The organism is Pseudomonas sp. KH_050, from assembly GCF_057838875.1.
On sequence record NZ_CM174478.1, the window covers coordinates 5,921,306 to 5,944,040 of the forward strand.

At 59.0% G+C, this 22,735-nt stretch carries 22 protein-coding genes; 5 read left to right on the forward strand and 17 right to left on the reverse strand.

Going from position 1 to position 22,735, the window contains the following annotated elements; genetic code table 11:
- Nucleotides 1-155 precede the first annotated feature (155 nt).
- Entirely contained in the window at nt 156-944 is a 789-nt protein-coding gene (locus AC3IUA_RS27245; RefSeq protein WP_489357904.1) for an AraC family transcriptional regulator, read from the reverse strand.
- A 98-nt stretch (nt 945-1,042) separates the two neighbouring features.
- On the opposite strand from AC3IUA_RS27245, the gene AC3IUA_RS27250 reads away from it, so the two are divergent.
- Nucleotides 1,043-1,930, forward strand: a complete 888-nt coding sequence (locus AC3IUA_RS27250) for a DMT family transporter (RefSeq protein ID WP_489357905.1) — start codon at nt 1,043-1,045, stop codon at nt 1,928-1,930.
- A gap of 9 nt (nt 1,931-1,939) precedes the next feature.
- On the opposite strand, the gene AC3IUA_RS27255 is transcribed toward AC3IUA_RS27250, so the two are convergent.
- From AC3IUA_RS27255 to AC3IUA_RS27265, 3 genes are all read right to left on the reverse strand, one after another.
- Nucleotides 1,940-2,830: an esterase/lipase family protein gene (locus AC3IUA_RS27255; RefSeq protein WP_489357906.1), complete on the reverse strand. Its 891-nt coding sequence runs from the start codon at nt 2,828-2,830 to the stop codon at nt 1,940-1,942.
- Between the two features lie 96 nt (nt 2,831-2,926).
- Nucleotides 2,927-3,232, reverse strand: coding sequence for a DMT family transporter (locus AC3IUA_RS27260; protein ID WP_150643709.1), 306 nt, complete (start codon nt 3,230-3,232; stop codon nt 2,927-2,929).
- A 9-nt stretch (nt 3,233-3,241) separates the two neighbouring features.
- On the reverse strand, nt 3,242-3,880 hold the full coding sequence (locus tag AC3IUA_RS27265; protein WP_489357907.1) for an FMN-dependent NADH-azoreductase: 639 nt from the start codon (nt 3,878-3,880) through the stop codon (nt 3,242-3,244).
- A 139-nt stretch (nt 3,881-4,019) separates the two neighbouring features.
- Between AC3IUA_RS27265 and AC3IUA_RS27270 the strand changes: the two genes are divergently transcribed.
- The gene (locus AC3IUA_RS27270) at nt 4,020-4,928 is read left to right on the forward strand and encodes a LysR substrate-binding domain-containing protein (protein ID WP_489357908.1); all 909 of its coding nucleotides are present in this window, start codon (nt 4,020-4,022) and stop codon (nt 4,926-4,928) included.
- Between the two features lie 104 nt (nt 4,929-5,032).
- Here the strand turns inward: AC3IUA_RS27270 and AC3IUA_RS27275 are convergent, their stop codons facing one another.
- Complete coding sequence (locus AC3IUA_RS27275) at nt 5,033-7,108, reverse strand: AsmA family protein (protein WP_489357909.1); 2,076 nt, start codon at nt 7,106-7,108, stop codon at nt 5,033-5,035.
- A gap of 389 nt (nt 7,109-7,497) precedes the next feature.
- On the opposite strand from AC3IUA_RS27275, the gene AC3IUA_RS27280 reads away from it, so the two are divergent.
- Nucleotides 7,498-7,926 carry a hypothetical protein gene (locus tag AC3IUA_RS27280; RefSeq protein ID WP_489357910.1) on the forward strand — a complete coding sequence of 143 codons (429 nt, stop codon included), beginning with the start codon at nt 7,498-7,500 and terminating at the stop codon, nt 7,924-7,926.
- 172 nt (nt 7,927-8,098) lie between these two features.
- Nucleotides 8,099-8,731: a TetR family transcriptional regulator gene (locus AC3IUA_RS27285; RefSeq protein ID WP_489357911.1), complete on the forward strand. Its 633-nt coding sequence runs from the start codon at nt 8,099-8,101 to the stop codon at nt 8,729-8,731.
- Between the two features lie 44 nt (nt 8,732-8,775).
- Here AC3IUA_RS27285 and AC3IUA_RS27290 read toward each other — a convergent pair whose 3' ends face one another.
- From AC3IUA_RS27290 to AC3IUA_RS27305, 4 genes are all read right to left on the reverse strand, one after another.
- Nucleotides 8,776-8,934, reverse strand: a complete 159-nt coding sequence (locus tag AC3IUA_RS27290; RefSeq protein WP_003228885.1) for a YqaE/Pmp3 family membrane protein — start codon at nt 8,932-8,934, stop codon at nt 8,776-8,778.
- Between the two features lie 141 nt (nt 8,935-9,075).
- On the reverse strand, nt 9,076-9,396 hold the full coding sequence (locus tag AC3IUA_RS27295; RefSeq protein ID WP_489357912.1) for a helix-turn-helix domain-containing protein: 321 nt from the start codon (nt 9,394-9,396) through the stop codon (nt 9,076-9,078).
- The gene (locus AC3IUA_RS27300; protein WP_489357913.1) at nt 9,393-9,746 is read right to left on the reverse strand and encodes a type II toxin-antitoxin system RelE/ParE family toxin; all 354 of its coding nucleotides are present in this window, start codon (nt 9,744-9,746) and stop codon (nt 9,393-9,395) included. Before AC3IUA_RS27300 ends, AC3IUA_RS27295 begins: the two co-directional genes overlap by 4 nt.
- 226 nt (nt 9,747-9,972) lie before the next feature.
- Nucleotides 9,973-11,256 (reverse strand): aspartate aminotransferase family protein, encoded by a 1,284-nt coding sequence (locus AC3IUA_RS27305; protein WP_489357914.1) that lies wholly within the window; start codon nt 11,254-11,256, stop codon nt 9,973-9,975.
- A gap of 234 nt (nt 11,257-11,490) precedes the next feature.
- Here AC3IUA_RS27305 and AC3IUA_RS27310 point away from each other — a divergent pair, with 234 nt between their 5' ends.
- Nucleotides 11,491-12,420, forward strand: a complete 930-nt coding sequence (locus AC3IUA_RS27310; protein ID WP_489357915.1) for a LysR family transcriptional regulator — start codon at nt 11,491-11,493, stop codon at nt 12,418-12,420.
- Between the two features lie 231 nt (nt 12,421-12,651).
- Here AC3IUA_RS27310 and AC3IUA_RS27315 read toward each other — a convergent pair whose 3' ends face one another.
- From AC3IUA_RS27315 to bioF, 8 genes are all read right to left on the reverse strand, one after another.
- Nucleotides 12,652-14,430, reverse strand: a complete 1,779-nt coding sequence (locus AC3IUA_RS27315) for an acyl-CoA dehydrogenase C-terminal domain-containing protein (RefSeq protein WP_489357916.1) — start codon at nt 14,428-14,430, stop codon at nt 12,652-12,654.
- A gap of 191 nt (nt 14,431-14,621) precedes the next feature.
- Nucleotides 14,622-16,418 (reverse strand): acyl-CoA dehydrogenase C-terminal domain-containing protein, encoded by a 1,797-nt coding sequence (locus tag AC3IUA_RS27320; RefSeq protein ID WP_489357917.1) that lies wholly within the window; start codon nt 16,416-16,418, stop codon nt 14,622-14,624.
- A 323-nt stretch (nt 16,419-16,741) separates the two neighbouring features.
- Nucleotides 16,742-18,547: a phenylacyl-CoA dehydrogenase gene (locus AC3IUA_RS27325; protein ID WP_489357918.1), complete on the reverse strand. Its 1,806-nt coding sequence runs from the start codon at nt 18,545-18,547 to the stop codon at nt 16,742-16,744.
- 369 nt (nt 18,548-18,916) lie between these two features.
- Nucleotides 18,917-19,213 (reverse strand): pyrroloquinoline quinone biosynthesis protein PqqE, encoded by a 297-nt coding sequence (locus AC3IUA_RS27330; protein ID WP_489357919.1) that lies wholly within the window; start codon nt 19,211-19,213, stop codon nt 18,917-18,919.
- A 107-nt stretch (nt 19,214-19,320) separates the two neighbouring features.
- Nucleotides 19,321-20,001, reverse strand: coding sequence for a dethiobiotin synthase (gene bioD / locus AC3IUA_RS27335; protein WP_489357920.1), 681 nt, complete (start codon nt 19,999-20,001; stop codon nt 19,321-19,323).
- Nucleotides 19,998-20,810 carry a malonyl-ACP O-methyltransferase BioC gene (bioC, locus tag AC3IUA_RS27340; protein WP_489357921.1) on the reverse strand — a complete coding sequence of 271 codons (813 nt, stop codon included), beginning with the start codon at nt 20,808-20,810 and terminating at the stop codon, nt 19,998-20,000. Before bioC ends, bioD begins: the two co-directional genes overlap by 4 nt.
- The gene (locus AC3IUA_RS27345) at nt 20,803-21,534 is read right to left on the reverse strand and encodes an alpha/beta fold hydrolase (RefSeq protein ID WP_489357922.1); all 732 of its coding nucleotides are present in this window, start codon (nt 21,532-21,534) and stop codon (nt 20,803-20,805) included. The genes bioC and AC3IUA_RS27345 overlap by 8 nt, the downstream gene beginning before the upstream one ends.
- Complete coding sequence (gene bioF / locus AC3IUA_RS27350; RefSeq protein WP_489357923.1) at nt 21,527-22,705, reverse strand: 8-amino-7-oxononanoate synthase; 1,179 nt, start codon at nt 22,703-22,705, stop codon at nt 21,527-21,529. Before bioF ends, AC3IUA_RS27345 begins: the two co-directional genes overlap by 8 nt.
- Between the last annotated feature and the right edge of the window lie 30 nt (nt 22,706-22,735).

Below are 22,735 nucleotides of genomic sequence, written 5' to 3' on the forward strand. Positions count from 1 at the left end.
ATAAAGGATTGGCAGTCTGCCAGCGTTCAGACGCTGAAGCGAGTGCCTGCATTTTGTGGGAGCGTGCTTGCCCGCGAAGAACGATTACGGGATATATCTGATACACCGCGACGTCTATTTCGCCTGTCGGAGTGCAGACAAACCCTGTTACACCTTCAGCGGATCTGCAAGCTGGTCCTTCGATATTGCTCGGGGGTACAACCGGCCTGGCGCTGGAACATCGCGATAAAAGCTGACCCGGTGCTGTAGCCCATGTCGAATGCAATCTCCTGAATGCTGCGCTGACTGTCCAGTGCTTCGATCGACGCCAGAAAGCGCAGACGCTGACGCCACTCGCCAAAGCTCATGCCCAGCTCGCGGACAAACTGCCGGGCCAAAGTGCGCTCGCTGACATGCACCTGGTCGGCCCAGTGCGCCAACGGATGGTTATCACCTGGTTCGGCCTGCAGCGCTTCGAGCACACTGAGCAGAGCGGGACTGCTGGCGTAAGGCAAATAGCAGGTGTGTACTGGCGCTTGCTGCAATTGGTCGACCAACACTTGAGCCAGGCGAGCATCGGTTTCGTGCTCAGGGATCTTCACGTCGCGAGCAGCGAAGTCCTTGAGGATGGCCTTGAGAATGTCGCTGATCGCCAGCGTGCAGGCTTGTTGCGGCAAGTCGCGGCACAGCTCGGGTGCCAGACAGACCGCGCGATAATTGATCGGCTGGGCGCTGTAGAAACTATGCTCGGTATCCGGCGGCACCCATACCGCGTATTGCGGTGGTGACATAAAGCGCCGTCCGGCAATCTCCATATGCATCACTCCGAAGGCAGAGTACTCGAGAGAGCCCCAAGGGTGGCGGTGAGCCGATGCGTGGCTATGGGCGTCGAAATCGGCGTAGCGAAAGTACACCGCAGAAGGCAAACCGCTGAAACTCAGAAGGTCGATAGACTTTTTGTTCATGCTGTCCGAATACAGAGGCGGGTTGTCTGGATCGAAGTATAGGCATTGATCCGGACAGGTGGATAATTCCCCTTCATTAACGCTCTGGTTTTTCCCCCATGCAATACGCCTATCCGCTGCTGGCCATTTTTATCTGGGCTGGCAATACCGTGATCAACAAACTGGCAGTCGGGGCGATTTTTCCGGCCGAGATCGGCTTCTACCGCTGGCTGCTGGCAGGGATTCTATTCACGCCCTTCATGCTCAAGCCGGTAATCGCCCACTGGCCAATGATCCGCCCGAACCTCGGTAAGATTTTTGTTCTCGGGGTACTGGGTATGGCGGTGTATCAAAGCCTGGCCTACTTCGCCGCAACCCTGACCTCGGCCACTAACATGGGGATCATCCTGTCGCTGATGCCTTTGATGTCGCTGGCCATGGCGATTGCCAGCCTGGGTCAACGCCTGACCGCCGGTGCGCTGGCCGGTGCGCTGCTGTCGTTCGCCGGGGTGTTGGTGGTGGTGTCCTCCGGCAGTCTCGGTGTGCTGCTGGAACACGGCGTGAACCTGGGCGATGCGATGATGCTGATCGCCACCCTGGCTTATGCGATCTACAGCACACTGCTGAAAAAATGGCAGCTGCGTTTACCACCGCTGGTGTTGCTCTACTTGCAGGTTTTGGTGGCAATCGTGGTGCTTTTTCCGCTGTTCCTCGCCTCACCGAAAGTCGGCCTGACCCTGCAGAACAGTCCACTGGTGCTATATGCCTGTCTGCTAGCCTCAATGATCGCTCCACTGGCGTGGATGCAAGCGGTGATACGCCTGGGGCCGAGCCGTACGACGTTGTTCTTTAACTTGTTGCCGCTGATCACCGCATTGATTGCCGCCGTGGTGCTGCAGGAGCAATTGGCGCTGTATCACCTGGTCGGTGGCGCGCTGACCTTGGGTGGGGTGATTGTGTCGGAGCGTTGGAGGACGGTGTTGGGGCGCAGGGCCAGAGTTGCCTGACACATTCAATTACAAGCCCGCCACCTTCAACCGCTGTGCATGTTCGACAAACAACCGAACAGGCTCGGCGCCCTTGCCTACCAATCCCAGGGACTGGTTGACGATGTCGAAGTGGTCCAGCGGATACTCATCGCCGATCACCGTGCCCAGATGGGAGCTGTAGCGCCCGACCATCCCGTCACAATGCCCGGCTTCGCGGACGAAGGTCCTGGCGAACAGCCGGCAACTGCGGTTTGTGCTATCGAACAGATTGCGTCCACGATTGGTCTTGCCCGGTTGCAAGGTCCCGGACCAGGAGTAATAGCGCACACCATTGACCACCTCGGCACCCTGCCCGCCCCACGTGTCGGGCAAACCCTGTGGGTACTTCTGATTAAACAGCGCGACGCCTTCGCTCGTCAGCGACTGGTGTGAAGCATGGATATCCACTGGCAATTTCGGACCGCGATAACCGGTGTCCAGCAGGCTCATCAAGGCCGCGATCAGTCGAATCAGCACTTTCAGCACCCGCCCGAGGGGGCTGTCGCCCGGGTAATGGGTCTGCAGATAGTCCGCCAGCTCCGACCCATGGTTGGGCCCCGCCACCGAAGTCACCGAGGCCACCCAATCCGGGCGCTTGGCCGCGGCATAACGCGCGGTGAGCGCCCCTTGGCTGTGGCCGAGCAAATTGACTTTGCTGGCGCCGGTCTCGCGCAGAATCTCTTCGATGCGTATCAACAATTGCTCACCACGCACCTCACAAGAGTTGAGCGGCGAGACCTGTACCGCGATCACCGTCGCCCCGCCTCGGCGCAAGGCCGAAATAATCCCGTACCAGTACGGGTACAGCACCAGACGGATAAACCCCAACATCCCCGGGACCAACACCAATGGATAACGGGTGGCGGATTCTTGCGACATGGGCGTACGTCCGTGAACTGAGCTGATAATGCCATCCTAGACGCAATGACTGGGGACTGTGCCAGCATCGGCCGTCGGCATGACAAGCCCGTGACGTTATTTCAACCCGACCACTCCCGCCACGATCAGCCCGACTGACACCAGCTTGATCGCCGTCAGACTCTCACCCAACAACGCAAAACCGAGAAACACCGTGCCCAGTGAACCGATAGCGGTCCAGATCGGGTAAGCGATACTCACGGGCAGCTCGCGCATGGCCAGGGTCAAAAACCAGATCCCGCCCACCGCCGCCACCACTGTGAGCAGCGACGGCCAGAGTCGGGTAAAACCTTCGGCGTACTTCATGCCCATGGCGAAGGTCACTTCGAAACCGGCGGCGATCAGCAAAAACACCCAGGCCATGATGCCTTCTCAAAACACCTTGGCCAGCGCCAGCAAACGCTGTTCAGCCTCGGCAGACGAGATCAGGAAGGTGCGTTCTGCCGACTCTTCACCCTCGGCCGCAACCACCGTGATGTCATCGATGCCAATGAATCCCAGTGCGGTGCGCAGCAGCGGGTCGGCATGATTCATTGCCTCGTTCTCACCACCGGGGCCGAAGCCGTGTCCGCCGCGGCTGGTAATGACCAGGGCCTTTTTGCCCCGCACCAGCGGCTCATACTGAGCGACGCCATTGTCCAGCGTATGGTTGAACGTCAGGCCCAAACGCACAATCTGGTCGATCCAGGCCTTGAGACCGCTGGGAACACTGAAGTTGTGCATCGGCGTCGAGATCACCAGCAAATCATGTCCCAGCAACTCCGCCACCAGTTCATCGCTGAACGCCAGATCGGCTTGCATCGACAATGGCCGGGCTTCTGGCTCGGGGCAGAACGCAGCGGCAATGAATCCCTCGTTAACCGGCGGGATCAACGCCCGGCCGACTTCGCGACGAGTCAGCTGTGACTCCGGGCGAGAGGCCTGCCAAGCTGACAGAAACACCTCGGCCAGGCGCCGGGAGTGAGAACGCTCGCCACGTGGGCTGGCGTGTACCGCAAGAACTCTGTTCATCTGAATCTCCTTGAAAAGGCTAATCTCTAGACCAAACTGCTTTGAAGCTTGTGGCTTGCAGCATGAAGCTCGCAGCTGCTCCTGTTCAAATGAGCAGAAGTCATTCAGGATGAATTAATTTCATCCATGGAGCCCTCAGATGTTTGCCTCGCTGCCGCTGACCGCCCTGCGCGCCTTCGAATCCGCTTCGCGCCTGCTGAGTTTCAAGGCTGCGGCTGAAGAACTGTCGGTCACTCCGACCGCGGTCTCTCATCAGATTCGCTCGCTGGAAAGCTGGCTCGGAGTGTCGTTGTTCGAACGTCTGCCACGCCAGGTGCGCCTGACCGAATGCGGCGAACGGCTGTTCCACAGCCTGCATGGCGCATTGCTGGAGGTCGCGCAAAGCGTCGATACCCTACGACCACAACGCAGCGGCACCAATTTGATGATTTCCACCACGCCGGCATTTGCCGCACTGTGGCTGGTGCCGCGACTGGGGCGCTTCTATGCCCGCCATCCCAACATTAACCTGCGCCTGGACACCCACTGTGACGTCATCGACCTGCAGCAGGATGCGAGCATAGACCTGGTGATTCGTTACAGCCTCGACGGCTACCCCAATCTCTATGGGCTATGCCTGTTCGACGAATGTTTCGCGGTCTATGGTTCACCGGAGCAAGTCGCTTTGGCCGCTACCCGGCCACCGACGTTGATCAGCGTGCGCTGGCACAATTCCAGACTTTACGCCCATGGCTGGGAAGCCTGGTGCGAGCAGGCCGATGAGAGCTGGCTCGAGGGTCAGCCGGTGATCCGTGAATACGACGAAGAACATTACGCCCTGCAAGCGGCGATTGCCGGTCAAGGCCTGGTGCTGGCAAGCAACATCCTCGTCTCGGAAAGCGTCGCCGGCGGTTTGCTGCAGCCCTATCGCCCGCAGATCCATGTTGGCGGCGCCGGTTATAGCGCACTCTGCGTACCGGGGCGCGAGCGACATCCGCCAGTGCGGGCATTCTTCCAGTGGCTACGCGAAGAGGCATTGCTCTCGGGTCATGCCCAGCCCGTCAATTGAGGAAAACCAGACTGTGAATCAGAAGCACTGGATGCCCCAAAAGATCGCAGCCTGCGGCAGCTCCTACGCGTTTTGCGTACACCCGTTAGTACATGGGTGTTGAATCACTTGGTTGGTTTCACCGTCACCGGCGCCTTGCCCTCCTTCATCTGCGCCAACAACGGCCCGCACTGGTTCGGTTCTCCGTTACTTGGCGCAACCAACGCCAGCAACCCCGCCGCAGGCCCGGCGATAACGCCCAGCGCCACCATCCCCGCGCCCCGCAACATCAATGGCACACCTTTCACACCGGCAGCCGGCTTGATGAAAGGGCCACGGACATACAGCGGTGAACGCAGGGAGAACAGCCGCAGGCCCTTGGATTCGGGAGTAATGGTCAGGTCCAGCTGCTCACTGGCCATGTTCACCGTGCCATCGATGTAGACAATTGCGTTTTCGGTATCGAATACAAACAAGCGAATCGTGGCCAGACCGGTCTTGATATCAAAATCGGCGGCGGCGCAGTTGATCTTCACTTCCTTGTCGCCAAATATCCTGCTGACCACGTAGTTACCGACATTGAGCCCGGCGAGTTCCATCAGCTCCCTGCTGATGGCTCCATCGTTGATGAGCATTTTCAGCTCGCCGTTGGCGGTCCCCAGCAACGCCGCCACCGAGTTGCCCTGACCGGCGATATCGGCATCACCGTTAAGCTCGCCAAAACTGGCTTTCATCGGTTCGAAGCTCGGAAACAGTTGCTTGAGCTTGAACTTGCGCGCCGTCAGCTTGGCCCGGCCTTCCAGTGGCGTCGTGCGGCCATTGAGGCGAATCTGCGCGTCCAGCTTGCCGCCGGCCACACCAAAACGCAGTGGCTCAAGGCTCAGCTGGCCATCATTGAGAATCAGGTGAGTGTAGAGATCGGTGAACGGTAATCGGGCGCTGTGGACGATACGTTTTCCGGTGAACTCAACGTTTGCATCCATAGCGCGCCAGCGTTCGGTACGAAACTCTTCGACCGGCAGCACCTTGTCCGCCGGCTGCTTGCTTTCGCCACCCCGGGCTTTTTGTTTGGCATTCGAATCGGCACCGATCAGCGGCGCGAGGTCTGCGAACAGCAGCTGGTTCGAGACCAATGCACCGCTGAGTCGGGGGCGAGGCTTGCTGGCGACATAGGCCAGATCCCCGTGAATATCACTGCTACCGATCGTGCCGTTGAATTGCTCATAACGAAACGAAGCGCCTTCGGGCTCCTGCAATTTGGCAACCAGATGGCCTTCGGTGGCATACGCCGGCGAATCCGGCAGCGTTACGCCCGTCAGGGGGTAGAGGTTACCCAGGCTGGTACCGGCCAGTTTCAGGCGCAAATCCAGCGCGCCGAGATTGAGCGGATCGGTGAGTGTCCCGGCCAGTTCGACGCTGGTATCACCGATCTTGACCTGAGCTTGCAGGGGGAAAGGCCGGGCGGCGTCCTGCATCGCCAGCAGGCCGCCGATCTTGCCGCTGCCCGCAAGTTTTTGCTGGCGATAATAGCCTTTGGCCTGCAAGGCAAACGCGTAATCCAGTGGCGCAGCCCCCTTCTCGATGGCCTTTTTCGCCGCTTTATCGCCGACAATGTCGCTGAACGGGATGGGTTTGCCCAACGGATCGATCAGCAGCTCGAGTTGGGTTTTCAGACTTTGATCATCAAGCGTGACCCGACCTTTGTCGAAACCGATGGCCCCTATGTCCAGCACCCAGCTGGAGGGCTCGGCATTCGGGTCTTTCGGGTCGAACTTGAACGTCCAGTTGGCGCGACCATCGGCCAGGCGCTCGAGGGTGGCATTGGGCTCGGTGAGGTCAATGCGCGGGATCACCAGTCGTTGCGCCAGCAATGCCAACGGTGAAACACGCAACTCGACGCGCTTGAGGCTGACCATTTGCGGGTTCTTCGACCAGTCCGGATTGCCCAGGGTCAGGTCCTGCGCCACCACATGCGGCCACGGAACCCAGGCCCGCCAACCGCCCTCGTCAGGTTCGCGCTGCCAGAGCACCGCCAAGTCGCCATTAATGGCAAAAGACCGTTGCAGTTCTTCAGAGACTTTGGCGTTGAGTGTCGGCTTGATCCGGTTCCAATCGAAGAACGCGATGACCAGAACCAGTACGGCGAACAGTACAACCAGACTGGCGACTGTCCAGGCGAAAATTTTACGAGTGCGCGTCATTGCACGGGGCTCCTGATTACGGCTAAGCGTGCGAACCGAGACGCACGTGTGAAGCGCCAGGCCTGGAATCGACCCGCTATGAACTACGACTGGCAAATGGCCCGCAGGTTTAATACCAAGGGCAATTTAAACGCAACCTTCGATGATTTCTGACCGGCCCCGTCAGAAGGCGTTACCGCACCAGGCCTATCGCGAGGCGACTGCGGGTCGAAAATACCCACATAAAATTTAACAGAACTCCACGGAAAAGCCTGTTCTAGAGCCTTGTCGCCGGACAATCAATTCCGTTGATTATTACCATTGCCCTTATGAACTTCTCTATCGACTTAGCGCGAGTAACACTAGCTTCGTACTCACTTTGTCACCCATCATCCACGGAGCACCCAATCATGAAACGCCAACTACTGCTTAGCCTGACACTCTCGATACTGGCCGCCAATGCTTTCGCCTTGCCTGCTGCCGAGCAAGCCACACCTCAAGTAAAAGAAAGCCACTCGGTGTTCAGCCAGACTGTCGCTGAAGATGGCTATGACAGCACTCCTCAAGGTCAGACTGTCGCCGAAGATGGCTATGACAGCACCCCTCAAGGTCAGACTGTCGCCGAAGATGGCTACGACAGCACCCCTCAAGGTCAGACTGTTGCCGAAGATGGCTACGACAGCACTCCTCAAGGTCAGACTGTTGCCGAAGATGGCTATGACAGCACCCCTCAAGGTCAGACTGTTGCCGAAGATGGCTACGACAGCACCCCTCAAGGTCAGACTGTTGCCGAAGGCGGTGCTGATCGCCTGGCTGAACGTCATCAGACTGTGAGCTGAGCCCATGGTGGCCTTGGAAAAAAGCCCGATCCCTGGATCGGGCTTTGATTTTGTGTAAGTACCCCCCGCAATTGCTCAACCCGCCTCTTATCTCCTCTCTACTCAAGTTCGACGCCGGCAAAGTTGATTTGCTAGAGTGCTCCGCTGTCCTTGACCAGAAATCAGCCACCCGATGCTGCCCCGCGCCGAACAGAAACAACAGACCCGCAACGCCTTGATGGATGCTGCCCGCCAGTTGATGGAAAGTGGCCGAGGATTCGGCAGCCTGAGCCTGCGTGAAGTGGCGAAAACCGCCGGCATTGTTCCCACGGGCTTTTATCGACACTTTGCCGATATGGACCAGCTTGGACTGGTGCTGGTGAGTGAAGTCGGTCAAACCTTCCGCGCCACCATCCGCCTGGTGCGGCACAACGAGTTCGTCATGGGCGGGATCATCGATGCCTCGGTGCGGATCTTTCTCGACGTGGTGGCAGCCAATCGTTCGCAGTTTCTATTTCTGGCCCGTGAACAATATGGCGGCTCGCTGCTGGTACGTCAGGCGATCGGCGCCTTGCGGGAAGACATCAGCTCGGATTTGGCAGCCGACCTGGCCTTGATGCCGAAGCTGCAACACCTGGATGTCGCGGGCCTGACCGTCATGGCCGACTTGATCGTCAAAAGCGTGTTCGCCACGTTGCCGGACATCATCGACCCACCGACCGCCGCGCTCCCCGAACACCTCACGCCCCAGGCAAAAATCACCCAGCAACTGCGGTTTATCTTTATCGGGCTCAAGCACTGGCAAGGGCTGGGCAGTACCGAGTAAGTGCTTATGGCCTGCTCCAGGCAAATTGGCAGAGCCGACGCACCTCAACGCTTGGCGATGATGTACACCGCATGCACGATTCCCGGGATGTAGCCGCACAAGGTCAGCAGGATATTCAGCCAGAACGCGCCGCCGAAACCCACCTGCAGGAACACCCCCAGCGGCGGCAACAGGATAGCGATGATGATGCGGATAAAGTCCATGGGTCAGCTCCTGATAAAAATCGGCCCGTGTGAGCCATACAGCTAATCGACCCGCAACCAACAGCAGGGTTCATTCGGCGGCCAGCGAGTTTGCCACTCATCTAAAATGCCTCAGTCAGAACGAGGCGGGTTGCTGCAGCTTCAAGCCAGTATTTCGATACCATGCTTCTGCACGATGCTCAGCAACTTGAGCGCCATGCCGCTCGGATGTTTGTCACCCGACTCCCACTGTTTGACGGTGGAGGCGCTGGTATTCAGATAACGCGCGAATACTGGCTGGCTGACATTGCTGCGCTCGCGCAATTGCTTGATTTGCTCCGCCGGAATATCGACAGGTACCGGTGCCAGGCACGACTCATCAAACTTGCGCATGGTGGTCTTGCTGATGGCTCCCACCGAAAACAGAGCACTGGCCGAATCATGGATCGATTCCAGCGCCTCACTCTTGAATTTCTTACTCATGGCGTTATCTCCACAAACTCCTTCATATCCAACAACTGTTGGACTTGCCTGTCACTCAGGCCCTCGTAGGCCTTGGCCAACTCCCGAAAAGCCGCCAGCTCTGCCTGACTGATGCTGCTTTGGCCCTGCTTGGCAAACAAAAACTGATAAATCCAGTAACGGCCACCCCTGGCCAATACAATCGAACGATGGCGATTTTCGTTCAAACGCTTCTTCCACACGCCACCGCCGAGGTTATCGGCCTGCCCCGCGAGCATTTCGCTGAATGCAGCAACCAAGGCGGCATCACCAATCAACGCTTTGCTGGCTTGCGTCGTAAAGCGCTTGGTCTTGAACAATCTGAACGTCATGGACATCCCTTCCCATTAACATACCACCTAGTGGTATATATTTCCAATATCATTGGCAATCCATGCCAGCCCCCGTTAAAAAGCCATTGTTCTGACAATCGCTCAAGCACGCGTTGGCGTTTCGCAAAAAGCGCAAACAAAAAAACGCCCCATGCCAAAAGAATCAGGCATGGGGCGACGCGTTATACCGCGAGACGGTTCGGGGATTAGAGAGGCTGCGGCTCGCTTACACTGCCACCCCTTTGCGGCAGTGCAGTTGCGCGGTGCGCACCCGGGAAAAAGCTCGAGCCAGTCGCAGGAGCATTTCGTCAATATTGGCTTTGCTGACGGTCAGGGCCGGGGTAAAGCGCAGGCAATCGGTTTGTGGCGCATTCACCAGCAAACCTTCGTAAAGTGCTGCCTTGACCACTGCGTCGGCCGAATCATCAGCCAGGGTCAAGCCCCAGAGCAGGCCCTGGCCGCGCAACTCACCCTGCCCATAGCGGTGAGCCAGACGAGCCAGTCCCTCGCGCAAGTATTGGCCCGTGTCCCGGACATGCTCGAGAAAGCCGTTTTCCAACAAGGTATCGAGTACCGCGATCCCGGCTGCCGTCATCAAAGCGTTACCGTGATGAGTACCCTCCAGCTCGCCAAGTTCGAAGCAACAGGCCTTGCCGCGTGCCAACAGCGCCGCCAAGGGGACGCCGCCGCCAAGGCCCTTGCCGAGGATAACGATGTCGGCGCGCACTCCGTAAAGCTGTTCGGCGAGCAGGGTGCCGCAGCGGCCGATACCGGTTTGCACTTCATCGAAGATCAGCAGTATCCCCAGCTCACGGCACAAACGTTCGACGCCCTTGAGGTAATGCTCGGTGGCGGGAATCACCCCGGCTTCGCCCTGGATCGGTTCCAGCATGATCGCTACAGTCCGGGCATCCACGGCAGCATGCAGCGCGGGCAAATCATTGAACGGAACGTGGCTGAAGCCTGGCAGTAGTGGATCGAAGCGGTTCTCGACATTCACCCCGTCGGATGCAGACATCGCCGCGAAACTGCGGCCATGGCAACCGTGGCTGGCAGTGATGATCCGGTAGGCTGCGCCGCGGTGCAGCTGACCCCACTTGCGGGCCAGTTTGATCGCCGCTTCGCAGGCTTCGCTGCCGCTGTTGAGCAAATACGCCTGATCGCTGCCAGTGCTCCGGCACAAACGCTCGGCCAAATTGAGCTGACCGCGATGATGCAGGCGATTGCCTGGATTGATCAGCGCCTGGGCCTGAGCGGCGATGGCTTTGACCAGTACCGATGGGCTGTGGCCGAGGCTATTGGCCGCACCGCCTTGATTGAAGTCCAGATACGCACGGTCTTCACTGTCCCACAGCCAAGAGCCCTGACCGCGAACAAAAATCTGTTGGGGCCGCTCGACACTGGGCATCAGGTACTCGCTGGAGAGGTTGTCGGGGCTGGAGGGCTGACGCAGCTCTGCCGTCAGGTCATCAAGGCTTAGGGAGTTTCGACGCAAGTTAAACAAGTTCATGCACGCTGCCCCTCAAGCGGCAGCCACAACCAGAACCTGTTTGCAACAGGTGCTTATCGGTATCACTGCTCAAACCCTGCCCGAGATTTTTTGCCTTACCTATGTAAACGCCATCCACGCAAACGGTATTCATCGCACTCTCTGGCCCTGTAAGCCTTGTGAATGCGGTTAGACTAGGCCTCTGAGCGGCCACGGGCCATTTCGATTTTCCAGCTTTTTCGATAAGAATTACTTATGGATTTCAAACAACTGCGTTATTTCGTCGCGGTGTATGAAGAAGGCCATGTGGGACGAGCCGCAGAGCGCCTGTCGATCTCCCAGCCGGCGCTCTCGCAACAGATTCGCCATCTGGAACAGAACCTCGATGTCAGCCTGTTCGAGCGCAGCAGCAAACGCCTGTTACCGACCCTGGCCGCCCACACGCTTTACAACCACGCCCTGCCCTTGCTCGACGGCATGCAACGGGCCCGCGAGGCGCTGGGTAACTTCAAGGGGCAGGCGCTGCGCACCTTGGCCATCGGCGTGCTGCAGACCGTCCACACCAGCCTGGTGCCACAGATGCTGGAACGGGTACGTAAGGCCCAGCCGCACCTGGTGGTACAGATCTATGAACTGACCGGGCTGGAAATCGAAAAGCGCCTGCTCAATGGTTCGCTGGACATTGGCATCAGCTATTTGCCTGCGCGTCAGCCGGGACTGCATGGGCTGCTGCTGTATGAAGATGAACTGACCCTGGTGATTCCGGCCGAGCATCCACTGCGCGAATTCAAGAAGGTTTCCATGAGCCAGGCCGCGGAGTTGCCGATGTTGTTGCTTGGCGAGGAATTCCAGGTACGACAGATCTGGCAAGCGCAACTGGCCAATCTCGGGCGACGCCCGCAGGTACAGGCGGAGTTGAACAATATGGCCGGGATCCTCGACAGCCTGCCTCACACAAAACTGGCAACCGTATTGCCCGGCCGCTCGCAGCGCGAACATGGCAACAAGGCACTGCTCTGGAAACCCTTGAGTGAACCGCGGGTGCCACTGAAAGTCGGCCTGGTGTGTCGCGATGTGCAGCGTCAACAAGCCACGCTGGAGTTACTGCGCAATCTGCTGGAAGACGTGATGAATGGCCCGCAGGGGCGATTGGCGAACCCGGCAACACTGGATATGCCGGGCTGAACAGAAACACTCGCCACAAAAAAGAAAACCCCGCCGAAGCGGGGCTTTGCAGACTGTTTCCCTGACATCCATTTCACTCCGCCGTCCTGGCAGAATCCTACGTGTCCGTGTTGTTGCTTTGCGCTTCCTGCGCGACATCCATGTGAAGTAGATTAGCTCTGGATCCAATCCTGGGCTATGGGAGAATAGCAGTACGTCACGTAAGAGAATGCTTACACGATGTTACTAGAGTCAGAACTGCTCCGCGCTCAACAGGAACAGCGATTCACTCCCGGCCTTGACCGACGCGCTCAACGAGTGAATCCGCGGCAACAGACGGGCAAAGTAGAAACGCGCAGTGCCCATTTTGCTGGCGTAGAAATCGTCCTGCGCCTCTTTACCGAAGGCCGCTTTAGCCATCAATGCCCACATGTAGGCATAAGCCACGTAGCCGAATGCGTGCAGGTACTCGACCGACGCCGCGCCGATTTCGTCGGGATTGTTTTTCGCGCGATCCAGTAACCAGGAGGTTAGCTCGTCGAGGGTATCGACGGCATCATTCAGCGGCTTGGTGAACTCGGCCAGATCAGCACTGGCGGTCGCAATGAAATGGCGAATTTCGTCGGTGAACAGTGAGTAGTAAGCACCGCCGTTACCGACGATCTTGCGACCCACCAGGTCCAGCGCCTGAATACCGTTGGTGCCTTCGTAAATCTGGGTAATACGCACGTCACGGACCAATTGCTCCTGGCCCCACTCGCGAATATAGCCGTGGCCGCCGAACACTTGCTGGCCATGAATGGTGGTTTCCAGGCCCAGATCGGTGAGGAATGCCTTGGCCACCGGGGTCAGCAAGGCAACCAGGTCTTCACCGCGTTTGCGGGTGAGCGGATCTTCGCTGAACTTGGCGGCGTCCAGCTGCATGGCCACGTAGGTGGAAAATGCCCGACCGCCTTCGTTCGAAGCTTTCATGGTCAGCAACATGCGGCGCACGTCAGGGTGAACGATGATCGGATCGGCGACTTTGTCCTTGGCTTGCGGGCCGGTTGGCGAACGGCTTTGCAGGCGGTCGCGGGCGTATTCGACGGCGTTCTGATAAGACCGCTCGCCAGACGCCAGGCCTTGAATACCGACACCCAGACGCTCGTAGTTCATCATGGTGAACATGGCCGCCAGGCCTTTGTTCGGCTCACCGACGATGTAACCGACGGCTTCGTCGAAGTTCATCACGCAAGTAGAGGACGCCTGGATCCCCATCTTGTGCTCGATCGAACCACAGTTCACCGGGTTGCGCGCGCCCAGGCTGCCGTCGGCATTGACCATGAATTTCGGCACCAGGAACAGCGAAATGCCTTTAGGTCCGGCCGGTGCGTCCGGCAATTTGGCCAACACCAGGTGGATGATGTTCTCGGTCAGGTCGTGCTCACCGCCGGTGATGAAGATCTTGGTCCCGCTGACCTTGTAGGATCCGTCCGCTTGCGGCTCGGCCTTGGTGCGAATAATCCCCAGGTCGGTCCCGGCATGGGGCTCAGTCAGGCACATGGAGCCAGCCCAGATACCGGCGTACAGGTTTGGCAGGTAAGCCGCCTTGAGCGCTTCACTGGCGTGAGCGTTGATCGACAGGCACGCCCCGGCGGTCAACATCGGGTACAGGCCAAACGACAGGCTGGAGGAGTTGACCATCTCTTCGACCTGAGCCGAAACAGCCTTGGGCATGCCCATGCCGCCATACGCCGGATCACCGCCAACGCCCACCCAGCCGCCTTCAGCGTAGGTCTGGTAAGCCTGAGGGAAACCTTGCGGCGTGGTGACGGCGCCATCGTGCCAATGGCAACCTTCTTCGTCGGCGCTACGGCTCAGCGGCGCAATGCTTTTGCTGGTGACTTTACCGGCTTCCTCGAGGATCGCCTCGACGGTTTCAGCATCGACTGTGTCAGCCAGGGCAGGCAGCTCGGCCCAGAGTTTGGCGACCTCGAAAACTTCATTGAGGACGAAGCGCATATCGCGCAGGGGCGCTTTGTAGTCAGCCATGGCAAACCTCGTAAGAACTTAACAAGTGATTCGTAAGATCGGTTTAATGCTAGACCATGAGTGTACCCGAACAACTTTTAAGACACATAGGGTCAACTAGTGACCAAAATGTAATTTTTAGTCACTGCAATTTGGCGTGAATTTCCGGTGGTTGTGCGGACGATCGCCAAGATCGCAGCCTTCGGCAGCTCCTACAGCGCGAATAACTCCGCAGGCAGTCGCATCAGGCAATCGCTCCCCGCCTCCACCGCCGCCCGATGAGCGGTCGTGCGTGGTAAAAGGCGCTTGAAGTAGAACTCGCAGGTCGCCAGTTTGGCCTGGCAATAATCCGCATCACCGCTGCCCGCCTCCAGTTGCGCCTGAGCGACCAGCGCCATGCGCAACCACAGGTAGCCGAGGATGATGTAGCCGCTGTACATCAGATAATCCAGGGCCGCTGCGCCGACTTCATCGGGGTTCTTCATCGCCGCCAGGCCGACCTTGGTGGTCAACTCGCCCCACTGCTGGTTCAGGTCGTTGAGTTGCGCCACATAGCCTTGGAGCTGTGGATGCTCGGCATTTGCCGCGCAGAGCTTGTGGACGATTTTGGTGAAGCCGCGCAGCAGCTTGCCCTGACTGCCAAGGACTTTACGCCCAAGCAAGTCCAACGCTTGAATGCCATTGGTGCCTTCGTAGATCGGCGCGATCCGACAATCCCTGACCAGTTGCTCCATGCCCCACTCGCGGATGAAGCCATGACCGCCGAACACCTGCATGCCGTGGTTGGTCACTTCCAGGCCGGTTTCCGTCATAAAGGCTTTGCAGATCGGCGTCAGGAAGGCCAGCAGCTCTTCGGCGTCTTGACGTTGAGTCGGGTCGGCGCCCAGGTGGGCGACATCGAGCAATTGCGCGGTGAAGTAAGTCAGCGCCCGGTTGCCTTCGTTGAAGGCTTTCATGGTCAGCAACATACGCCGCACATCGGGGTGGACGATGATCGGGTCAGCCACTTTATCCGGGGCTTTCGGGCCGGTCAGGGAGCGCATTTGCAAACGCTCGTTGGCGTATTTGACCGCGCCCTGGAAGCTCGCCTCGCCCAGACACAAGCCCTGCATCCCGGTACCGAGCCGCGCATGGTTCATCATGGTGAACATGCAGTTCAGGCCCTTGTTGGCTTTTCCGAGGAGAAAGCCTTTGGCGTCATCGAAGTTCAGCACGCAGGTGGCCGATGCCTTGATGCCCATCTTATGTTCGATGGAGCCGCAGCTCACGCCATTACGCGCACCGGCCTCGCCTTCGGCATCGGGCAGGAATTTGGGCACGATAAACAGCGAAATGCCCTTGGTCCCGGCCGGCGCGTCCGGCAGTTTGGCCAGCACCAGGTGAATGATGTTGTCACTCATGTCGTGCTCGCCGGCAGAGATGAAAATCTTGCTGCCGGAAATCGCATAACTGCCGTCGGCCTGCGGCACGGCGCGGGTCTTGATAATGCCAAGATCGGTGCCGCAGTGGGCTTCGGTCAGGCACATGGTGCCGGTCCACTGGCCAGCAGTCAGCTTGCTCAGGTAGATCTGCTTCTGCTCTTCGGTGCCATGGGCGTGGATCGCCGACATGGCGCCATGGGTCAGGCCTGGGTACATACCCCAGGAGGTGTTGCTGGAGCCGACCATCTCGCTGATGACCAATCCCAGCGAATGCGGCAACCCTTGTCCACCATAGGTCGGGTCCGCCGCCAGGCCGTGCCAGCCACCTTCGACGTACCGGGCGAAAGCCTGTTTGAAACCTTTCGGTGTAGTGACCACGCCATTGTCGAAATGGCAGCCTTCTTCATCGCCGGAGCGGTTCAACGGTGCCAGCACGTTTTCGCAGAATTTCGAGCCTTCTTCGAGAATCGCATTGACCATGTCCGGGCTGGCATCGGTGGCCCCCAGCGCGGCGTAGCTGGTGTGAAAGTCGAAGACATGATCGATCAGAAAGCGCATGTCGCGCAGGGGGGCTTTGTACTCGGGCATGGTGATTTTCTCCGGCAGCAGATAACCCAAACTACTGCGTAGGCCTGCCCTGAACAATCACAGTCCAGACGCTGAATGCGCCATCATCACTTAACCCATGCACACTGCACCGCGGCGGCTTTGACCGATCGCAGCCTGCGGCAGCTCCTACAAATTTTGGGTACATTCGCACATTCGCGGATGTGTCCGATCAGCGTAGATACAAGGAGCTGCCGCCAGGCGGCGATCTTTTGGGGGCGCTGCATTCCCAGAGGAATTCACCGCACACAAAAAAAGCCGCTGCTCCCGAAGGAACAGCGGCTTTTGAAGGACTGCGTTAAGGTTTAGTAACCCAGGGCGAAGTCTTCTTCTTTCATGTCCATCAGGTTACTGGCGCCCGACAGCATGGTTACAACGTGAGTGCGGGTACGCGGCAGGATGCGCTGGAAGTAGAAGCGCGCAGTCTGCAGCTTGGCGGTGTAGAACGCCTCTTCGCTGGTGCCGGCAGCCAGTTTTTCGGCAGCCAGACGCGCCATGTCAGCCCAGAAGTAAGCCAGGCAGGCATAACCGGAGTACATCAGGTAATCCACCGAAGCGGCACCGACTTCTTCGCGGTCTTTCATGGCCGCCATACCGACCTTCATGGTCAGCTCGCCCCACTCTTTGTTCAGCGCAGCCAGAGGCTCGACGAATTCTTTGACGGCTTCGTTGCCTTCGTTGGTCTGGCAGAACTTGTGAACGATCTTGGTGAAGCTTTTCAGCGCCTCGCCTTGAGTCATCAGCACTTTACGACCCAGCAGATCGAGTGCCTGGATGCCGGTGGTGCCTTCGTACAGCATGGAAATGCGGCTGTCGCGAACGTTCTGCTCCATGCCCCACTCGGCGATGAAGCCGTGACCGCCGTAGATCTGCACGCCGTGGTTGGCGGATTCGAAGCCGACTTCGGTCATGAACGCCTTGGCGATCGGAGTCATGAAAGCCAGCAGTGCATCGGCTTTCTTCTTCTCTTCTTCGTCCACACCGTACTTGACGACGTCGACCTGTTTGGCGGTGAAGTAAACCATTGCACGGTTGCCTTCGGCGAAGGCCTTCATGGTCAACAGCATGCGGCGTACATCAGGGTGCACGATGATCGGGTCAGCGGCTTTTTCCGGCGCTTTCGGGCCAGTCAGGGAGCGCATTTGCAGACGATCGCGAGCGTATTTCAGGCCGCCCTGGAAGCCGATCTCGGCGTGTGCCAGACCTTGCAGGGCAGTACCCAGACGCGCGGTGTTCATAAAGGTGAACATGCAGTTCAGGCCTTTATTCGCCGGGCCGATCAGGAAACCGGTGGCCGCATCGAAGTTCATCACGCAGGTCGCGTTACCGTGGATGCCCATCTTGTGTTCCAGGGAGCCGCAGGTCACTGCGTTGCGCGAACCGACCGAACCATCGGCGTTCGGCATGAACTTTGGAACGATGAACAGCGAAATGCCTTTGGTGCCAGCCGGTGCGTCCGGCAGGCGTGCCAGTACGATGTGGACGATGTTGTCGGCCATGTCGTGCTCACCGGCCGAGATGAAGATCTTGGTGCCAGTGACTTTGTAGGAACCGTCGGCCTGAGGTTCGGCCTTGGTGCGCAGCATGCCCAGGTCGGTGCCGCAGTGCGGCTCGGTCAGGCACATGGTGCCCGTCCATTCGCCGGAGACCAGTTTGGTCAAGTAAGCCGCTTGCTGCTCAGGCGTGCCGTGTTCGGAAATGGTGTTCATCGCGCCATGGGACAGGCCTGGGTACATGCCCCACGACCAGTTGGCTTCGCCGACCATTTCGCTGACTGCCAGACCCAGCGACTCCGGCAGGCCCTGGCCGCCGTGCTCCACGTTGTGGGCCAGGCTTGGCCAGCCGCCTTCGACGAATTGTTTGTAGGCTTCTTTGAAGCCAGTCGGAGTCTTAACGCCGGATTCACTCCAGGTGCAGCCTTCGGTGTCACCCACGCGATTCAGCGGAGCCAGCACCTGCTCACAAAACTTGGCGCCTTCCTCAAGGATAGCGTCAACCATATCCGGGGTAGCGTCCTGGCAAGCCGGAAGGCTCTGATAGTGCGCTTCGTAGCCGAGCAGTTCGTCACGAACGAAGCGAATATCACGCAAGGGGGCCTTGTAGTCAGGCATAGCGATAAACCTCTGCTGATGAATCCTGGAATGAACAACCGCGTTGATTTATCATGGCGGTCAAACAGTTGTTTGAAACATACGTTTACCATGAAATCTTGTCAAGCATCGATAAACTGCCGTTCGTCATCGACAGGCTGAATGACACGCAGGTAGAGACCTGCAGCGATCATTGGCAGCAGTGGCTGATGATGAAGAGAATAGTTGAGGTAGAGGTTCTGAGGGATGAAGCAAAATCTATTTTGACGGGGAGGATGTCTTCGCGGGCAAGTCCCGGATTTTCAGATAATCATCACATCTGTGGTGAGGGGACAAGCCCGCTCCCACACGCAAATGTGTGTTCCGCGAAAAATCAGAAGTGGCAGGACGTCAAGCGTAGGTATCGATCAACGTACCGAGCATTTCATCCGAAGCCTTGGCGATTCTGACGCCCAGCTCCGCCTGGATCTTGCCCTGAGACATCTCGACCATGCTGTTGGCCAGATCCGATTGCTGGCTGCGATCCACCGCGCGCAGACGGTCAACCTGAGCTGTGGATGACTGACTGGTGACGGATCGCTCGATGGTCGTGTTGGCGATCTGGCTGGCCGCTTGATCGACACGGTTCTGCCCCGTCTGAATAGTGCTCAAACCGGCATAGAAAGCGGTATTCCCTGAGATTTCCATGGGAGAACTCGATCCTGAAAAGGATAAACGGGATTCATTGAAGCAGACCGGCCCGTAAAAGGCCCGACAAAAACACTAATAGCAAAGTGCCTTGTCATAGGCAAACGCTAGTCAAGCAGTTCAAGCTGCAGATGTTCGGCCACGGCTTCTGCAGTGGGGGCCTTGAGCTTCGGTACTCGACCTAGGCACGGTGCAGGCAATCGCTCGGCCAGGGTCGCGAGATTCTCTTCCAGGCGTGAGGTTTTCGGGTCAATGATATTGGCCACCCAACCCGCCAGCTGCAAACCGTCCAGGGCAATCGCCTCGGCCGTCAATAACGCATGATTGATGCAACCCAGCCGCACGCCCACCACCAGTATCACCGGTAGCTGCAACGCCATCGCCAGGTCCGACAGATTGTTCTGATCGGCCAATGGCACCCGCCAACCGCCCGCGCCTTCGATCAGGGTGAAGTCCGCTTGTTTGTCCAGAAGTTGCTCCATCGGCAACAACAACGACTGAACGGTCAGCACCACCCCGGCCTCACGAGCGGCCAGATGGGGAGCGATGGCCGGTTCGAACGCCACCGGATTGACTTCGGCGTAGCTTAGCGGCAAGGAACATTCAGCCAGCAACGCCAGCGCATCGGCGTTGCGCAAGCCCTTGGGCGTCACTTCGCAGCCGGAGGCCACCGGTTTGCCTGCCGCCGTGCTCATCCCGGCTGACCGTGCGGCATGCAGTAAACCCGCGGCGATGGTGGTCTTGCCGACATCGGTATCGGTGCCAGTGATGAAATAGGCTGAGCTCATAGCGGTTTCTCCAATATGCCGTAGACCACCTGATAAGTCGCAGGCAGCCCTTGTCCCTGACGAAACTGTTCATAGGCCTGGATCAACCCTAGTATCCGCGCGCGGCCCGTCAAACCACCGGGTCGGCCGGGGTTCAGATTGTGCGCGCCCAAGGCTTTGAGCTCGTGGGTCAGGCTACGCACATCCGGAAAATGTAGAACATGTGGACGGGTTGTCAGGCTGACCACCCGCAAGCCACTGGCAGCGCACAGCTGTTGATAAGTGCTGAAGGGGCGGAAGCGATTGACGTGAACCATACCGTCGACCTGACTCCAGCTATCGCGCAATTCATACAAAGTACCCACACACAGGCTGGCAAACGCGAACACGCCGCCAGGCTTCAGCACGCGCTGCGCCTCGCTCAACACCGAGGCGAAGTCCGCGCACCACTGTACCGCCAGGCTGGAGAAGATCAGCTCGCAGCTGTTTGCCTGTAGCGGCAAGTGCTCGGCATCGCCGGCAATGAAGTGTGTTGCTCCGCCCAAGGGCCGGGCGTGGTTGAGCATCCCTTCGGCGATGTCCAGCGCCAGCCCTTCGCCCTCGGGGAAGGACCGACCCAGCACACGACTGAAGTACCCCGTGCCGCAGCCCAGGTCCAGCCAACGGTCAGGGGAGAAATCGCCGGGTAAACGACTCAGTAATTCGCTACCGACTTCCCGTTGCAATTCAGCCACGCTGTCATAGCTGGCCGCCGCGCGGGAAAAGGACGCCGCGACTTGACGCTTGTCCGGCAAGCCACCGGGCAGTTTGGGAAAGGATAAATCAGTCATCACCGGACTCATGCAAAAAGGCCTGGATCGCCCCCGCCACGCCATGGGGGTCTTCCAGAAGAAACGCGTGGCTGGCCTGTTCAATCAGACCAATTTCGACATCCGGCAACAACACCAACAAGTCGCCTGCCGCTTCTGCCGGAACCAGGCCATCGAGCCCGGCAAACAGATGCAGTTGCGGGCCGCGGAAGGACTGCAAGGCTTGGCGGGTATCCAACTGTGCCAGCAACTCCAGTCCGCTCATCAAGACTGCAGGCGCTGTATGCGGTGCACCACCCACGAGTAAACGGGCCATGCCACGCGGGTCCGCAGCACCCTGGGCGCAGAGCAACGCAAAGCGCTTGAGGGTCCCTCGCGGGTCAGCGTTGCAGCCGGCAAGGAAGGCATCGAAGGTCTCCCCGGGCATCGCGCTCGGCCACTCGGCATGGGCGACAAAACACGGGTTACTGGCCAGGGTCAGCAGACCGCAGCATCGGTCGCCACGGCGGGCGGCCAGTTCCCCGGCAAGCATGCCGCCCAGTGACCAGCCACCCAGCCAGGTGTCGTCGGGCACGCTCGCATCGAGTTCGTCGAGCCACTCATCGAGGTTACTCGAGTGCAGTTCCGGCAACGGTTCGATCTCGACCCGCAGGCGCTCGTCCAGGCCCTGCAAGGCCGCCGCCAGCGGCTCCAGCGGCGAAATGCCGAGCCCCCAACCGGGCAGCAGAATCAGTCGATCACGCATGGCTTGGCTCCGGTCCCAATTCGTTAAAACAATCGGCCAGTGCATTTAACAATAGCTGGACCTGCGCCTCGCTGTGGGCAGCAGACAAGGTCACGCGCAACCGCGCACTGCCGGCCGGCACGGTCGGCGGGCGGATCGCCGTCACCATCAAACCGCGCTCGCGCAGCATCTGCGACAGGCGAACGGCACGGCCGGCATCGCCAATCATGATCGGCTGGATCGGTGTGAAGCTGTCCATCAGTTGCAGGCCAATCTGCTCGGCACCCCGGCGGAACTGGCGGATCAACAGATTCAGATGATCGCGCCGCCAATGCTCGCTGCGCAGCAACTCCAGGCTCTTGAGCGTTGCACAGGCCAGGGCCGGCGGTTGGCTGGTGGTGTAGATATACGGACGGGCAAACTGGATCAGGCTCTCGATCAGCTCTTCACTGCCGGCGACAAACGCCCCGGCCGTGCCGAAGGCTTTACCCAGCGTGCCGACCAGCACCGGCACATCCTCCTGGCTCAAGCCAAAGTGCTCGACGATCCCGCCACCGTTGGCGCCCAACGGACCGAAGCCATGGGCGTCATCGACCATCAACCAGGCACCTTTGGCCTTGGTCTCGCGAGCCAGTGCAGGCAGGTCGGCAAGATCTCCGTCCATGCTGAATACGCCATCGGTGACCACCAGGGTATTGCCTGTGGCTTTTTCCAGACGCTTGGCCAGGCTGACCGCATCGTTATGCAGATAGCGATTGAAGCGCGCGCCGGACAACAGCCCGGCATCCAGCAACGAGGCGTGATTGAGGCGATCTTCCAGCACCGTATCGCCCTGCCCGACCAGCGCCGTGACCGCGCCGAGGTTGGCCATGTAACCGGTGGTGAACAACAGCGCTCGCGGGCGGCCGGTCAGATCGGCCAAGGCTTCTTCCAACGCATGGTGCGGGCCGCTGTGGCCGATCACCAGATGCGAAGCGCCGCCGCCCACGCCCCAACGGGTCGCCCCGGCGCGCCAGGCTTCGATCACCTGCGGGTGATTGGCCAGGCCGAGGTAATCGTTGTTGCAGAACGCCAGCAACGGCTGACCGTCGACCACCACTTCCGGCCCCTGGGGGCTTTCGAGCAGAGGCCGATGGCGATAAAGGTTTTCGGCACGACGGGCAGCGAGACGCGCGGCGAGATCAAATGACATGCAGGCCTCACGAACAAATAAGAAACATGC

Coding starts and splice junctions, on each gene's coding strand:
- bioD (WP_489357920.1), bottom strand. CDS start 20,001: ATGAGCTCAGCCTATTTCATCACTGGCACCGATACCGATGTCGGCAAG.
- AC3IUA_RS27265 (WP_489357907.1), bottom strand. CDS start 3,880: ATGAACAGAGTTCTTGCGGTACACGCCAGCCCACGTGGCGAGCGTTCT.
- AC3IUA_RS27345 (WP_489357922.1), bottom strand. CDS start 21,534: ATGCGTGATCGACTGATTCTGCTGCCCGGTTGGGGGCTCGGCATTTCG.
- AC3IUA_RS27300 (WP_489357913.1), bottom strand. CDS start 9,746: ATGACGTTCAGATTGTTCAAGACCAAGCGCTTTACGACGCAAGCCAGC.
- AC3IUA_RS27245 (WP_489357904.1), bottom strand. CDS start 944: ATGAACAAAAAGTCTATCGACCTTCTGAGTTTCAGCGGTTTGCCTTCT.
- bioC (WP_489357921.1), bottom strand. CDS start 20,810: ATGACTGATTTATCCTTTCCCAAACTGCCCGGTGGCTTGCCGGACAAG.
- AC3IUA_RS27330 (WP_489357919.1), bottom strand. CDS start 19,213: ATGGAAATCTCAGGGAATACCGCTTTCTATGCCGGTTTGAGCACTATT.
- AC3IUA_RS27315 (WP_489357916.1), bottom strand. CDS start 14,430: ATGGCTGACTACAAAGCGCCCCTGCGCGATATGCGCTTCGTCCTCAAT.
- AC3IUA_RS27270 (WP_489357908.1), top strand. CDS start 4,020: ATGTTTGCCTCGCTGCCGCTGACCGCCCTGCGCGCCTTCGAATCCGCT.
- AC3IUA_RS27310 (WP_489357915.1), top strand. CDS start 11,491: ATGGATTTCAAACAACTGCGTTATTTCGTCGCGGTGTATGAAGAAGGC.
- AC3IUA_RS27285 (WP_489357911.1), top strand. CDS start 8,099: ATGCTGCCCCGCGCCGAACAGAAACAACAGACCCGCAACGCCTTGATG.
- AC3IUA_RS27260 (WP_150643709.1), bottom strand. CDS start 3,232: ATGGCCTGGGTGTTTTTGCTGATCGCCGCCGGTTTCGAAGTGACCTTC.
- AC3IUA_RS27255 (WP_489357906.1), bottom strand. CDS start 2,830: ATGTCGCAAGAATCCGCCACCCGTTATCCATTGGTGTTGGTCCCGGGG.
- bioF (WP_489357923.1), bottom strand. CDS start 22,705: ATGTCATTTGATCTCGCCGCGCGTCTCGCTGCCCGTCGTGCCGAAAAC.
- AC3IUA_RS27275 (WP_489357909.1), bottom strand. CDS start 7,108: ATGACGCGCACTCGTAAAATTTTCGCCTGGACAGTCGCCAGTCTGGTT.
- AC3IUA_RS27305 (WP_489357914.1), bottom strand. CDS start 11,256: ATGAACTTGTTTAACTTGCGTCGAAACTCCCTAAGCCTTGATGACCTG.
- AC3IUA_RS27280 (WP_489357910.1), top strand. CDS start 7,498: ATGAAACGCCAACTACTGCTTAGCCTGACACTCTCGATACTGGCCGCC.
- AC3IUA_RS27295 (WP_489357912.1), bottom strand. CDS start 9,396: ATGAGTAAGAAATTCAAGAGTGAGGCGCTGGAATCGATCCATGATTCG.
- AC3IUA_RS27290 (WP_003228885.1), bottom strand. CDS start 8,934: ATGGACTTTATCCGCATCATCATCGCTATCCTGTTGCCGCCGCTGGGG.
- AC3IUA_RS27250 (WP_489357905.1), top strand. CDS start 1,043: ATGCAATACGCCTATCCGCTGCTGGCCATTTTTATCTGGGCTGGCAAT.
- AC3IUA_RS27325 (WP_489357918.1), bottom strand. CDS start 18,547: ATGCCTGACTACAAGGCCCCCTTGCGTGATATTCGCTTCGTTCGTGAC.
- AC3IUA_RS27320 (WP_489357917.1), bottom strand. CDS start 16,418: ATGCCCGAGTACAAAGCCCCCCTGCGCGACATGCGCTTTCTGATCGAT.